The following is an 11545-nucleotide window of genomic DNA, read 5'->3' on the forward strand; positions in this document are numbered from 1 at the left end:
TCATCTCTGTGATTAACGCCTTCGCCAAGCAGGCAACACTGATAACGCCAGGCAAAGAATCGCGAGGTTGATGGCGACATCGGCCACGTTGAAGATCGGGAAGCTGATCGGAACAAACTCCAGGAAATCCACGACCCGACCCAAGCGCCAGCGGTCGATCCCATTGCCGATGGCGCCACCCAGCAGGAAGCCGAGGCCCATGGCTTGCCAGCGACCGAGTGGTCCGCTGGTTTTGATCCAGACCACCAAACCCACCGCAACAGCCAGGCTCACGAGCCCTAGCAGTTGCGCGTTGCCTTCGAGCATGCTGAAGGCGGCTCCAGAGTTAAAAATCAGCTGCAGTTGGAGCAGACCGGGGATCAGTGGGCGGATGCCAACTCCGGCCAGATGATCCATGGCCCAGGCCTTGCTGAGCTGGTCGATCAGCACGACGGCGATGGCGATCCAGTAGCTCGGTGCCATCAACGCTCCAGCAACAACAGGCGTCGAGTCGGCCAAGCCAGCACGGCAACCGCGCAGCACAGCAGCAGTTGAGGGAGCAGAGGACCAAGGCTGTAGGTCAAGACAAGCTGCGGCAGTTGTCCACCCCAACGTTGAAAAATGCCCCCCAGCAGCAGGTTGGCGAGGCCACAGCCCTGCAGGATGAGTAGTCCCAAAACTGCTGCGCCCAGAAGATTCAGCAGATCATCCATGTCCTGCTGTTGTGCGAGGCGTCCGGTCAGCCAGGCCGCAGGTAGGAACCCCGCCAGGTAGCCAAAAGCTGGGTCGCTGAGATAACTCAGTCCCCCTCCTCCTTGAAAGACGGGTAGTTGGAACAGCCCCAAGCTGATGTAGGCCATGCCGGCCAACATGGCCGGTCGGTGCCCGCAGACCAGGGCCGTGAAGAGGAGCGCCGGCACCTGCAAGGTCATCGGCAACGGCAGCAGCGACACGCCTTGCTCCCCGGGCCATGGGATTGCGGCTTGAATTAACCCGCCACAGAGGATGAGTAGCAATCCGGCGAGGGCACCACTCCAGTTGGCAAGGGCGCGCACAGTTGGCCTCTCAGTGCGACCATCCTGCAGGAGAGTGGTGGTCTTGCAAGGACCGATGTCTCAGGAATCCATCAGCGTTGGCACCCAGGTGCGGCTTCTGCAGCAACCCAGCTACCTCAAAACCGCCGATGCCATGTCGATGCTGCGTCCCCCAGACCTCATCGATGCCGGTGAGATCGGCCAGGTTGTGGCCCTGAAGGCGATGGATCAAGTCGCCGTTCGCTTTCGTCGCGGCACCTTCTTGCTGGAGCTGACGCAGCTGGAGTCGGTTTAAGAGCGGTTCAGCGGGTGCTGATTCCAAACTGCCGCGGCTGATGCCAGAGCTTCCTTGGGGCCGCAAAGGCTTAAGCAAGGATTCTGCAGGAGATCCACTGCGGCTTGATGCAGGTCAGTTGGGCTGAGCTCTTCGGCTTCGATCAGGCAGCGATCCGCAAAATCGAAGGGAAGACCATGTCCCAGGACCAGGGCATGGCGATCGGCGATTTGACTGCAGGTTTGGCGGCCTAGGGCTTCCTGGCCTCTGAACTTGGCCTTGGCCAAGTTGAGTTGTTCTTCGCTGATGGGCTCCTGAAGCAGGCGCCACCATTCATTGAGGAGTTCTTGGGTGGCCTCCTTGGCCCGATCACTGGAGCTGGAGAGATGAAAAACAAAGGGTGCATCCCCCAGACGGGCCGGGTAGTGCACGCCCACGTCGTAGGCCAAGCCGTTTTCTTCCCGCAGCGCCACAAACAGTCGACTGGACATGCCGATGCCCAAGTGGCAGTGGAGGAGCCGTAGCGCGAGCGCCTGGTCACTGCCGAGCGGACCGGTGGTGGTCCCCAGCATCAGCACCAATTGCTCAGTGTCATCCAGGTTGCTGGCCAGTGAGCCCCGCTTGAGCCCGCTGGCTCCGGCTTTGCGCACAGGTGACTGTGTGCTCCAGGCCTGACCGTCAAGTTCCTGAAGCAGCAGTTGCTCAGGCTGTGATGGGATCTGTCCAGCCAACACGAGCACGGCCCCCTCGAGACCCAGCTGGCGAGTCATCTGCTCGAGCTGCGGCCGTCCCAGTTGGGCGAGTTCGGCTTCAACCCCGAGGGGGTCATGGCCGTAGGGCCCTGAGCCATAGAGCTGCTGACGCAACTGGTCATGGGCGACTTGGAATGGGTCTTCCTTCTGCCGTTGCAGCGTTTGCAGATTGAGTTGGCGCTCGAGGGTGATTTGATCCTCGACCAACCACGGGGCTGTCACCATCTGCAAGATCAGTGGCAGCAGCAAAGCGGCGTCATCACTGGCGCATTTGAGGCTGATCAAGGTGCCGTCCTCGGCTGCTTCGCAGCGCAGTCCCGCCCCCCGTCCCTCCACGAGATCAGCCAGAGCGTCACCACTGAGACGGCCGCAGCCACGGCTGAGCACCCCAGCCAGCAATTGAGAAACACCACGCTGGCCAACGGGGTCGGCGCTACTTCCGCCTCGGATCCAGAGCTTGGCCGAGAGGATCGCCGGCCCAGGCCGCTCGATCAGCCACAGCGGACAACCTCCGCTCAGGGAAAGCTGTTGTGTACCGCCTGTGCTCACGCTGGGACGGCCTCCAAAACGAAGGCATGCTGCGGTTGAAGTTGGGGAATGACGTCCTTCACCAGGCGCTGGCTATCCCATTCATTCAGCCAGTCCAGGGGTGCTTGCAGATTGTGTTTGCGATCCCACAGAGCGCTGTTGCCCACCATGGCCGCGACGGCGCTGGGGGCCTCCAGGCTGAAGCGGTAGCCGTTCCCCACTAGCCGACGGGCACGATCCATCTCCGCATCGCTGGGGATCTCCTGTTGCAGTTCCAGCAGGACGGCATTGATCTCAGCGCGGACGGCGCTGAGGTGTTCGGGCTCGCAGACCGCCTCCAGCAAGACAAGGCATCCCGACTCCAACACATTCAGGTCCAGATCAATGCTCTCCACGAGGCGTAGCTGTTCCCGTAGACGCTCCACCAGTCGACTGCGCCGTCCCTCCGCCAACAGCGTGGTCAGCAGATCTCCGCCAACCACGCTCATCTGATCCGCAGCACCCGGCAAGGGCCAGGCCATCAATAGACGTGCGGCCTCGAGGCGAGGGAGCTCTAGACGGTCTTCACCGGGAGCGAACTGAAGGGGAGTCGGGCGGGCATCGCCCTTGGATGCTTGCAATCCCGCCAGGGCTGAGCGCGACAGTTGCTCATCAAGTTGCAGTGCCGCTAGGGGGCCGGCAACGGAGAGACAGCAACGGTCGGCCCGGTAATGACGCCCGTGGAAAGCCGCCATGGCTTCCGGTGTGTGGCTCAGGAGTGCATCCCGTTCGCCAAGGATTGGTTTGCCATAGGCGTGATTCAGGCAGCTTTGCCGGAGGAGCTGCTGAAAGGCCACTTCTTCAGGCTGATCTTCGCTCTGGGCGAGTTCCTCGAGCACCACCTGGCGCTCCATGTCGAAATCGGCATGGTCCAGCCTGGGTTGAAGGACCAAATCCGTTAACAGCCCCAGCGCTTCTGCACAGGCTTCCGGTGGAATCAGCACGTGGTAGTGCACGTCATCGAATCCCGTTGCGGCGTTGCTGTTCCCGCCAAGCGCCTCGATGCGCTGGTCAAACTCCCCCGCCTGAAGCGCCCGACTGCCCTTAAACACCATGTGCTCGAGGAAGTGGGCGATACCCGACTCCTCTGGAGCCTCAACCCCACTGCCAGCCCGGCACCAGAAGTCGAGGCAGACCACTGGCGCATTGGGTAGATCGAGTTGCACCAGAGCCGTTCCGTTGGCGAGCTGACCACGCTGCGGTTCAGGCAGCGGAGCGGTGTTCAGACCTGACAACGGATCGCGAACCTGTGGTTTGCCCCATTCTGCTGGCAGGATCGCCAGGACGGTCGCCTTCTCAGCCCCGATGAGTTCTGCAGCCCTCGGCATTCATCCGCTTGTTGATGGGCTGGCCGATCGAATTCGTCAGCAGTGGGCGTCATTGCCGGAGGTGCAGCCCCTGGCGGTTGATCCCCAACTGGAGGCCATCAGCGGCAGCCTCGATGGGGAAGATCTGTTTATCCGCAATGAGCTGCGCTCCAGCCGCGGCTTACGCAAATTGCATCTGGAAACCGCTCGACTTGGGGCTGGTCTCCAGATTCTCCATTGCGTGTTCTTCCCCGACCCTCGCTTCGACCTGCCTGTTTTTGGCGCAGATATCGTTGCGGGCCGTGGCGTGGTCTCTGCCGCCATTGTTGATCTTTCGCCCGTCGATGGAACCCTTCCGCGGGCGATCTTGCAGCGGCTCGAGGCCCTTCCCAAGCGCAGATTTAGCCAAGAGCGTGAGCTGCCGGAATGGGGCACGATCTTCTCTCCCTATGTCTGCTTTGTTCGTCCCGCCGATGACGAGGAGGAACAACGCTTCATTGAAGTGGTGAGTGATTTCCTTCAGGTCTTGGGCGAGGCCAGCAGGGAAGCAACCGCTCAGCCCATCGATCACCCAGATACCGTGAGGAGGTATAGCGGCCAGCTCTCCTATTGCCAGCAACAGAAGCGCAACGACAAAACCCGCCGCGTTCTGGAGAAGGCGTTCAATCCGGAGTGGGCCGATCGCTACATCGAAGAATTGCTTTTCGACGATCCATTGCCCCTGCAGTGATTTTGCGGTGGGTTCAGCGGCACCCCTGGCGCAGCGCCGGAGGCGCCGCGGCCTTGGTGCTGGCTTTTGTCGCGATTGGTCGCGTCTTTGACCGCCCTGCGGCGCCCCCTCCGCCCCCGGTTGTTCAGCCCAGGATTGAATCCGTTTCGGCCTTAGGCCGCTTAGAGCCGGCCGGGGACGTCCGCCAACTGGCCGCGCCCATGGGCTCCATGGGCGGGAGTCCGCGCCTCAGCAGCCTCTCTGTACAAGAGGGGGACCGTGTGAAACGCGGTCAAGTTTTGGCGACGTTCGATAACCGTCCGGGCCTATTGGCTGACCTGGCGGCGATCAATGCTCGGATCAGCACCCTGGATCGCGAGATTGCGATGCAGCAGAGAGAGGTCGGTCGCTACCAGCAGGCTGCTCGCGAAGGCGCGGCTTCCATGGTGGTGCTGGAGGAGAAGCAAGACGAGCTCGTCAAGCTCGAAGGTCAACGCCGCCAAGCCCTGGCGGAGCGAAGTGGTGTGGAGGTGGACCTCAAGGACAGCCAACTCCGTTCACCGATCGACGGCACCATCTTGCGGATCTACGCCAGGCCCGGCGAGCGTCCAGATTCCGAGGGGATCCTGGCGGTTGGTGCCAGCGATCGTATGGAGGCGATTGCTGAGGTTTACGAAAGTGACATCGGTCGAATTCGCTTGGGCCAGAGCGCTTCGTTGATCAGCGAAAACGGAGGTTTCAGCGGCAAGTTGAAGGCCGAGGTCGTGCGCATCTCCCCGCAAATCAGGCAGCGGGATGTGCTCTCAACGGACCCCACAGGGGATGCGGATGCCCGCATTGTCGAAGTTCGACTGGCCTTGGACCCGGCTGATGCCAAGCGGGTTCAACAGCTTTCAGGCCTCAAGATCATCGCTCGCTTTGATCCGTGAGTGTCCAGCGTTGGTTTGAGGGAGCCTGGCAACGCCGGCGTATCCCACTGGCCCTCTTGCTGCTGACCCGGCAGCCCGTGCGATTGGCCGTTGCTCTTGCAGGCATCAGCTTCGCAGGAATTCTGATGTTCATGCAGTTGGGTTTTCGAGACGGCCTGTTTGATGCGAGCGTCACGATTCACCGGCTGTTTGATGCCGATCTGGTCTTGATCAGTCCCCGCTCCACCAGTTCGGTGAGCATGGCGGGCTTTCCAAAACGCCGATTGGTTCAGACCATGGCGGCGGCTGAGGTTGAGGGCATCACGCCTGTGCACTGGAACCTCCTGCTGTGGCGCAACCCGCAGACACGGGGCACACGCTCGATCCTCACCTTGGGCTTCGAGCCCAACGATCCCCTATTCACGGATCCCTCGCTGGCCCCAAAGGCCCGTGCTCTGACCCAAAAAGGACGTGTTCTGTTTGACGAGCAGTCCCGCCCTGAATTCGGTCCGGTGGCGGAGTGGTTTCGCGAAGGCCGCACCGTGGAGAGTGAAATCGCTGGCAAGCGCGTCCGAGTGGCCGGTCTGGTGGGCCTGGGCACCTCCTTTGGGGCTGATGGGAATCTGCTCACGAGTTCGGAGACCTTTATTGATCTCCTCCCCAATACCCCCCCCGGCAGTATTGAGGTCGGACTGGTTCGACTGAAGCCCGGCAGTGATCCCGAGGCCGTGGCGCAACGTTTACAGGCTCAGCTCCCCAGCGATGTGAAGGTGTTGACCAAGCAGGGCTTCATTGATTTCGAGCAGAACTACTGGCGCACCAGTACCTCCATCGGTTTCATCTTCACCCTGGGTGCTGCCATGGGTTTTGTGGTCGGCTGCGTGATCGTTTATCAGGTCCTCTATTCCGATGTGAGTGACCACCTTCCGGAATACGCGACCTTGATGGCCATGGGCTACAAGTTGCCCAGCCTGCTCGGGGTGGTTGCCCGCGAAGGTCTACTGCTGGCTGCCTTCGGTTACCTCCCGGCCTATGCCGCAGGCCAGGGCCTCTATTGGCTTGTGCGCTCCGCGACGCAACTCCCGGTGTTCATGAACTCCACACGAGCGATCACCGTCTTCACCATGATTTTGGTGATGTGTATGGCTTCGGCCGGGCTCGCCATGCGGCGTCTGGCTGACGCAGATCCTGCAGAGATTTTCTGAACTGATGGCTCCCTCTGCTGCAGTCGATCTCCGCGAGCTTTCCCACTTTTATGGAGCGGGAACCATGCGCCGTCAGGTGCTCCAGGGCGTCAATTTGACCGTCGCAGCAGGAGAGGTCGTCCTCCTGACTGGACCCTCGGGTTGTGGCAAGACCACGCTATTGACCCTGGTTGGCGCCCTTCGCTCCGTTCAGGAGGGATCTGTGGAGGTGCTGGGCCAGCAACTGGCTGGAGCCAGTCGCCGCGAGCGCCAGCGCCTCCGCCGCTCCATCGGCATGATTTTTCAGGGTCACAATCTTTTGCGCTGCCTCACAGCAGAACAGAACGTGCAGATGGGGTCCGATTTGTTGCCCGGCCTGAGCTATCGCGTCCGGCGCGATCAATCCAGGGAATGGTTGCGGGCCGTGGGTCTCGGTGACGAGCTCAATAAGTTGCCCCATGACCTCTCCGGTGGTCAGAAGCAGCGGGTCGCGATTGCCCGTGCGCTTGCGGCTCATCCGCGCCTGCTCCTGGCCGATGAACCAACCGCAGCGTTGGATTCGCAAACGGGCCGAGAAGTCGTAGAGCTGCTCAGGCGTCTGGCCCGGGATCAGGGTTGTGCCGTCTTGATGGTTACCCATGACCCGCGGATTTTGGATATCGCGGATCGCCTGGTGCGCATGGAAGACGGCCGTCTGTTTGAGGATGCAAAACCGGCCCTCTCTGCCCACCGTTGAGGGCGATTCAGTAGGGTGGTGACTAATCCGAACTGTCTGCCGTTTCGATGGCCAAACGCCGCAACCTCAAGAAGGAAAAGCAAGAGCGCAACCGCGCCTATGCCCGCAAGTTCAAAAAGCGGAAAATGCGGAACGATGGCCGTGGCGAAGGTGCTGGTAACGGTGTGACCGGTACGGCCAACAACGGCGGCGCTGCCGACTGACCTTCCGTCTGAACTTGACCGCTCTGGGATCCCGTGGGATCCCTTTTTTTTGCTCTATCCGTCGACCTGGCCATGTTTCTCAGCGTCGTCATCCCCACCTACAACCGTTTGCCGATTCTCGAGAAGTGCCTTCGGGCCCTCGAACGGCAGCGACTGGCGTCACCGATCACCGACTACGAAGTGGTCGTTGTCGATGACGGTTCCACCGACGAGACGGTGGTTTGGTTAGGCCAGCATCAGGCTGAACTCCCGCATGTCCGCCTGGTTGAACAGGATCATGGTGGGCCTGCTGCAGGGCGCAACCGGGGAGTCGACCACGCTCGCGGGGACGTGATTGTCTTCATTGACAGCGACCTGGTGGTGACCGAGGAGTTCCTCTTAAGCCACGCCAGCCAACTCCAGCAGAGCTGGGAGGAGCGGGGTGATCGCCTCTGCTTCACCTACGGAGCGGTCATTAATACAGCCAATTTTGAGGATCCAACGAGCGAACCCCATAAGATCCGCGACCTCTCCTGGGCTTACTTCGCCACCGGCAATGTCGCGATTGACCGTGAGGTCCTGGAACGGAGTGGTCTCTTTGACACTCGCTTCCGCCTCTATGGCTGGGAAGATCTGGAGTTGGGGGAGCGCCTGCGCCAAATGGGGGTCGCGCTGGTGCGTTGTCCAGCCGCTGTTGGCTATCACTGGCACCCACCCCTGAGTTTGGAGCAGGTTCCTCGCCTGATTGCCGTTGAAGGGGAACGGGCCAAGATGGGATTGGTGTTCTACAAGAAACACCCCACCCGCCGAGTGCGGTTCATCATTCAATTCACTGTCCTCCACCGGATCCTTTGGGAGCTGTTAACCCTGGGTGGGGCACTGAACGAGCGCAGTCTCCGGCCTGTGCTCGCCTGGTTGATCCGCAAGGGCCAGGCGGCTTGGGCAATGGAACTGCTCAGGCTTCCTTTGAATCGGATCGGAGTTCGAGCCCTCTATGCCGAGGCACGGGCCGCTGGCTTGCGCTGACTAGAAGTCCTGTTTGGTAGTGTTCACAGGCACTTTCAAACCGCACACCTGCGCGTTTCGGGTGATCAACCGTTCATTCAGGTTCGCCCTGTTCGGTCGGTCCCTGGCAGGTGGAGGCAAACCCGAAACCTCAACACAACATGGCTGTCGTCACTCTCTCCGAAATGATGGAGGCGGGTGCCCACTTCGGGCACCAAACTCGCCGCTGGAACCCCAAGATGTCGCGCTACATCTATTGCGCGCGCAACGGTGTCCACATCATCGATCTTGTGCAAACCGCGGTTTGCATGAACAACGCGTACAAGTGGGTGCGTAGTGCTGCACGCAGCGGCAAGCGTTTCCTGTTTGTGGGCACCAAGAAGCAGGCCTCGGAGGTCATCGCCATCGAAGCCAGCCGTTGCGGTGCGGCTTACGTCAACCAGCGTTGGTTGGGCGGCATGCTCACCAACTGGACCACGATGCGCGCCCGTATCGATCGTCTGAAAGACCTCGAGCGGATGGAGTCCTCCGGCGCCATTGCCATGCGTCCGAAGAAAGAAGCCGCTGTTCTGCGCCGCGAGCTCGACCGTCTGCAGAAGTACCTGGGCGGTCTGAAGAACATGCGCCGTCTCCCCGACGTGGTGGTTCTGGTGGACCAGCGCCGCGAGACCAACGCTGTGCTCGAGGCCCGCAAGCTGGACATCCCCCTGGTGTCGATGCTTGATACCAATTGCGACCCCGATCTCTGCGACGTGCCCATTCCCTGCAACGACGACGCAGTGCGTTCGGTGCAGCTGGTGCTCGGACGTCTTGCAGATGCCATCAACGAAGGCCGCCACGGCTCCGCTGAGCAAGGCGCCTACGAAGAAGCCCTGGCCTGATTCGTTTCTGCCCCCAGTGGTTGATGCCAGGAGCTTCCCCTCGGGGAAGCTCTTCGGTGTTTAGCCCCTGTCTTGATTTTCCCCCTTTCATCACCGCTACTCCCCATGGCTGAGATTTCCGCCAAGCTCGTCAAAGAACTGCGCGACATGACCGGCGCAGGCATGATGGATTGCAAGAAGGCACTCAACGAGACCAACGGCGACAAGGACAAAGCCGTGGAATGGCTGCGTCAGAAGGGCATTGCCTCCGCTGAGAAAAAGTCTGGTCGTGCTGCTGCTGAGGGCGCCATCGGCAGCTACATCCACACCGGTGCTCGCGTCGGCGTTCTGGTTGAAGTGAACTGCGAAACCGACTTCGTCGCCCGTGGCGAAATCTTCCAGGAGCTGGTTCGCAACGTGGCCATGCAAGTCGCCGCATGCCCCAACGTTGACTTCGTCAAGGTGGACGAGATCCCCGCTGAAGTCGCCGAGCGTGAGAAGCAGATCGAGATGGGCCGCGATGACCTCGCCGGCAAGAAAGAAGAGATGAAGGAGAAGATCGTTGCGGGCCGCATTGGCAAGCGCCTCAAAGAGATGTCTCTGCTCGATCAGGCCTACATCAAGGACAGCGGCATGACCGTGGACGAGCTGGTCAAGCAGGTCTCCGGCAAGGTTGGCGAGAACATTCAGGTTCGCCGCTTCGTTCGCTTCAACCTTGGCGAAGGCATCGAAATCGAGAAGATGGACTTCGCAGCCGAAGTGGCCGCCATGCAGGCTGCTTGATCGGGAGCCGCCCTCTCAGCTCACTGTTGTTGTGAGTCCTGTGGACCCCAACGCACGATCCCTAGACGAGGCCAAAGCACAACTCCTCTCGCTGCTTCAGCAGCAGGAGGAGTTCACCCCGGCCCTGTATCGCGATTTGGCCCTGTACCTCCAGGTGCTGCGCGATGGCCTGTTGCACAGCGTGCAGCAGGCCTGTTTTCATTTGGCCACTCAGGTGGTTCCTGAGCGTTACAACCAACTGCCGCCTGAGCGCCGACAGACCTTTCAACGGCGCCTCCAGAGCTTGGTCAAGCGTTCCTGCTCTCTGTTGACGGTGGAGCAGGTCATGGTCCTGGCAGCCCAGCAGACCCGCAAGCAGCAGCGTCGTCAGCTGCAGGAGCAGCAGAAGCTCTTGCAATCGATGCTGGAAGGGCGAGATCCAGCTCACTCATCGCCCACTGAAGCTTTATCCCCTTCTGAGCCTGCACCAGCGGAACAGGCCCCTCAGTCGGTGAACTTGAGTCTGGATCTCCCCCTGACGGCTGATCTGTTTGACAGCGGCGTCCCCGGCTTGCCCCCATTGACACCGCCCCGTCACGCAAGCGAGGAGGAGGAGGCTTCACCAGAGCCGGCTCCCCCTGAAGGCGACTTGGCACTGCTCCAGTCGCTCTTCGCGATGGCCTCAGAGACCCTCAACACCGCCTCTTCGGTGCCCGAGAACTCAGAAGCCGAAGAGGAGGAAGAGGAGCAGGGAGATAGCGGCTCACCCTTGGAGCTGCTCTCTTTGGAGGTCACCAGTTCGCATTTGCCCAAAGACCCTCTGCTCCAGGTTCGCTGGTGGGCCCACTTCGATCGGGCCTTGCGCAGGCGTCTTCGCAATCTTTCCCATGCGATCAATGTCGAAATGATGCGCGTGGGTCTGGCGCAAGGTCTGCTGCCCTTGAACCTCCTGGATGCCGTTTTGGATGGGCAAGTGGAAGCGCTGCCAGCGCCCGCCAATGTCCTGCGGATAGCCCTGCCGTTGTCGTTGAATCCAGCGGCGCCTGCCAGTGCCCCGAGCGAGGTTCTGACCTTGCTATTGCGCAGTGCTGATCTGGAGTTTGAACAACCCCGTTTGCGCACCTGCCGTCAGCGCCTCGAACAGCGGCGCCGCACATTGCGCACAATGGCCAAGCGGTATCGCACCTGGCAGCGCCGGGTCAGCGCCCTCGAGGCAGAGCAGCAGTGGTTCCAGGACAGTGCCCCACCCCAGGATCCAGCAAGGGATCGCATCTAGCGATCCAGGC

The 11545-nt window shown here is 61.0% G+C and carries 14 protein-coding genes; 10 read left to right on the top strand and 4 right to left on the bottom strand.

Annotation, left to right across the window (positions count from 1 at the left end):
* Positions 1 to 12 precede the first annotated feature (12 nt).
* Both lspA and MY494_RS01245 read right to left on the bottom strand, forming a co-directional pair.
* Positions 13 to 462, bottom strand: coding sequence for a signal peptidase II (gene lspA, locus MY494_RS01240; protein ID WP_247910937.1), 450 nt, complete (start codon positions 460 to 462; stop codon positions 13 to 15).
* A complete protein-coding gene (locus tag MY494_RS01245; protein WP_247910938.1) occupies positions 462 to 1034 on the bottom strand; it encodes a biotin transporter BioY in 573 nt (190 codons plus the stop codon). Before MY494_RS01245 ends, lspA begins: the two co-directional genes overlap by 1 nt.
* Before the next feature lie 55 nt (positions 1035 to 1089).
* On the opposite strand from MY494_RS01245, the gene MY494_RS01250 reads away from it, so the two are divergent.
* Entirely contained in the window at positions 1090 to 1308 is a 219-nt protein-coding gene (locus tag MY494_RS01250; protein WP_247910939.1) for a DUF3148 domain-containing protein, read from the top strand.
* Here MY494_RS01250 and MY494_RS01255 read toward each other — a convergent pair.
* On the bottom strand, positions 1305 to 2588 hold the full coding sequence (locus MY494_RS01255) for a pitrilysin family protein (RefSeq protein WP_247910940.1): 1284 nt from the start codon (positions 2586 to 2588) through the stop codon (positions 1305 to 1307). The two genes, MY494_RS01250 and MY494_RS01255, sit on opposite strands and share 4 nt — an antisense overlap.
* Positions 2585 to 3934: a pitrilysin family protein gene (locus MY494_RS01260; RefSeq protein WP_247910941.1), complete on the bottom strand. Its 1350-nt coding sequence runs from the start codon at positions 3932 to 3934 to the stop codon at positions 2585 to 2587. Before MY494_RS01260 ends, MY494_RS01255 begins: the two co-directional genes overlap by 4 nt.
* Here MY494_RS01260 and MY494_RS01265 point away from each other — a divergent pair.
* The 9 genes from MY494_RS01265 (at position 3912) to MY494_RS01305 (ending at position 11535) form a co-directional block, all read left to right on the top strand.
* Positions 3912 to 4643 carry a phycocyanobilin:ferredoxin oxidoreductase gene (locus MY494_RS01265; RefSeq protein ID WP_247910942.1) on the top strand — a complete coding sequence of 244 codons (732 nt, stop codon included), beginning with the start codon at positions 3912 to 3914 and terminating at the stop codon, positions 4641 to 4643. The two genes, MY494_RS01260 and MY494_RS01265, sit on opposite strands and share 23 nt — an antisense overlap.
* Positions 4643 to 5551 (top strand): HlyD family efflux transporter periplasmic adaptor subunit, encoded by a 909-nt coding sequence (locus MY494_RS01270; RefSeq protein ID WP_247912088.1) that lies wholly within the window; start codon positions 4643 to 4645, stop codon positions 5549 to 5551. Before MY494_RS01265 ends, MY494_RS01270 begins: the two co-directional genes overlap by 1 nt.
* Positions 5548 to 6735, top strand: a complete 1188-nt coding sequence (gene devC / locus MY494_RS01275) for an ABC transporter permease DevC (protein WP_247910943.1) — start codon at positions 5548 to 5550, stop codon at positions 6733 to 6735. The genes MY494_RS01270 and devC overlap by 4 nt, the downstream gene beginning before the upstream one ends.
* A gap of 4 nt (positions 6736 to 6739) precedes the next feature.
* On the top strand, positions 6740 to 7450 hold the full coding sequence (locus tag MY494_RS01280) for a DevA family ABC transporter ATP-binding protein (protein ID WP_247910944.1): 711 nt from the start codon (positions 6740 to 6742) through the stop codon (positions 7448 to 7450).
* Positions 7451 to 7497: 47 nt separating this feature from the next.
* Positions 7498 to 7653 carry a hypothetical protein gene (locus MY494_RS01285; RefSeq protein WP_006850288.1) on the top strand — a complete coding sequence of 52 codons (156 nt, stop codon included), beginning with the start codon at positions 7498 to 7500 and terminating at the stop codon, positions 7651 to 7653.
* 72 nt (positions 7654 to 7725) lie between these two features.
* Entirely contained in the window at positions 7726 to 8658 is a 933-nt protein-coding gene (locus MY494_RS01290; protein WP_247912089.1) for a glycosyltransferase family 2 protein, read from the top strand.
* A 140-nt stretch (positions 8659 to 8798) separates the two neighbouring features.
* Complete coding sequence (gene rpsB, locus MY494_RS01295) at positions 8799 to 9518, top strand: 30S ribosomal protein S2 (RefSeq protein ID WP_247910945.1); 720 nt, start codon at positions 8799 to 8801, stop codon at positions 9516 to 9518.
* A 105-nt stretch (positions 9519 to 9623) separates the two neighbouring features.
* Complete coding sequence (gene tsf, locus MY494_RS01300) at positions 9624 to 10280, top strand: translation elongation factor Ts (protein WP_247910946.1); 657 nt, start codon at positions 9624 to 9626, stop codon at positions 10278 to 10280.
* 31 nt (positions 10281 to 10311) lie between these two features.
* Positions 10312 to 11535, top strand: coding sequence for a hypothetical protein (locus tag MY494_RS01305; RefSeq protein WP_247910947.1), 1224 nt, complete (start codon positions 10312 to 10314; stop codon positions 11533 to 11535).
* Positions 11536 to 11545: the final 10 nt, after the last annotated feature.

The sequence above is a fragment of the Synechococcus sp. A10-1-5-1 genome (assembly GCF_023115425.1).
Classification (GTDB): domain Bacteria; phylum Cyanobacteriota; class Cyanobacteriia; order PCC-6307; family Cyanobiaceae; genus Vulcanococcus.

What these genes read in the sequence shown, in the direction of transcription:
- lspA (WP_247910937.1), bottom strand. Translation starts at nt 462, where the DNA reads ATGGCACCGAGCTACTGGATCGCCATCGCCGTCGTGCTGATCGACCAG.
- MY494_RS01250 (WP_247910939.1), top strand. Translation starts at nt 1,090, where the DNA reads ATGTCTCAGGAATCCATCAGCGTTGGCACCCAGGTGCGGCTTCTGCAG.
- MY494_RS01265 (WP_247910942.1), top strand. Translation starts at nt 3,912, where the DNA reads ATGAGTTCTGCAGCCCTCGGCATTCATCCGCTTGTTGATGGGCTGGCC.
- MY494_RS01260 (WP_247910941.1), bottom strand. Translation starts at nt 3,934, where the DNA reads ATGCCGAGGGCTGCAGAACTCATCGGGGCTGAGAAGGCGACCGTCCTG.
- MY494_RS01280 (WP_247910944.1), top strand. Translation starts at nt 6,740, where the DNA reads ATGGCTCCCTCTGCTGCAGTCGATCTCCGCGAGCTTTCCCACTTTTAT.
- MY494_RS01285 (WP_006850288.1), top strand. Translation starts at nt 7,498, where the DNA reads ATGGCCAAACGCCGCAACCTCAAGAAGGAAAAGCAAGAGCGCAACCGC.
- MY494_RS01290 (WP_247912089.1), top strand. Translation starts at nt 7,726, where the DNA reads ATGTTTCTCAGCGTCGTCATCCCCACCTACAACCGTTTGCCGATTCTC.
- rpsB (WP_247910945.1), top strand. Translation starts at nt 8,799, where the DNA reads ATGGCTGTCGTCACTCTCTCCGAAATGATGGAGGCGGGTGCCCACTTC.
- tsf (WP_247910946.1), top strand. Translation starts at nt 9,624, where the DNA reads ATGGCTGAGATTTCCGCCAAGCTCGTCAAAGAACTGCGCGACATGACC.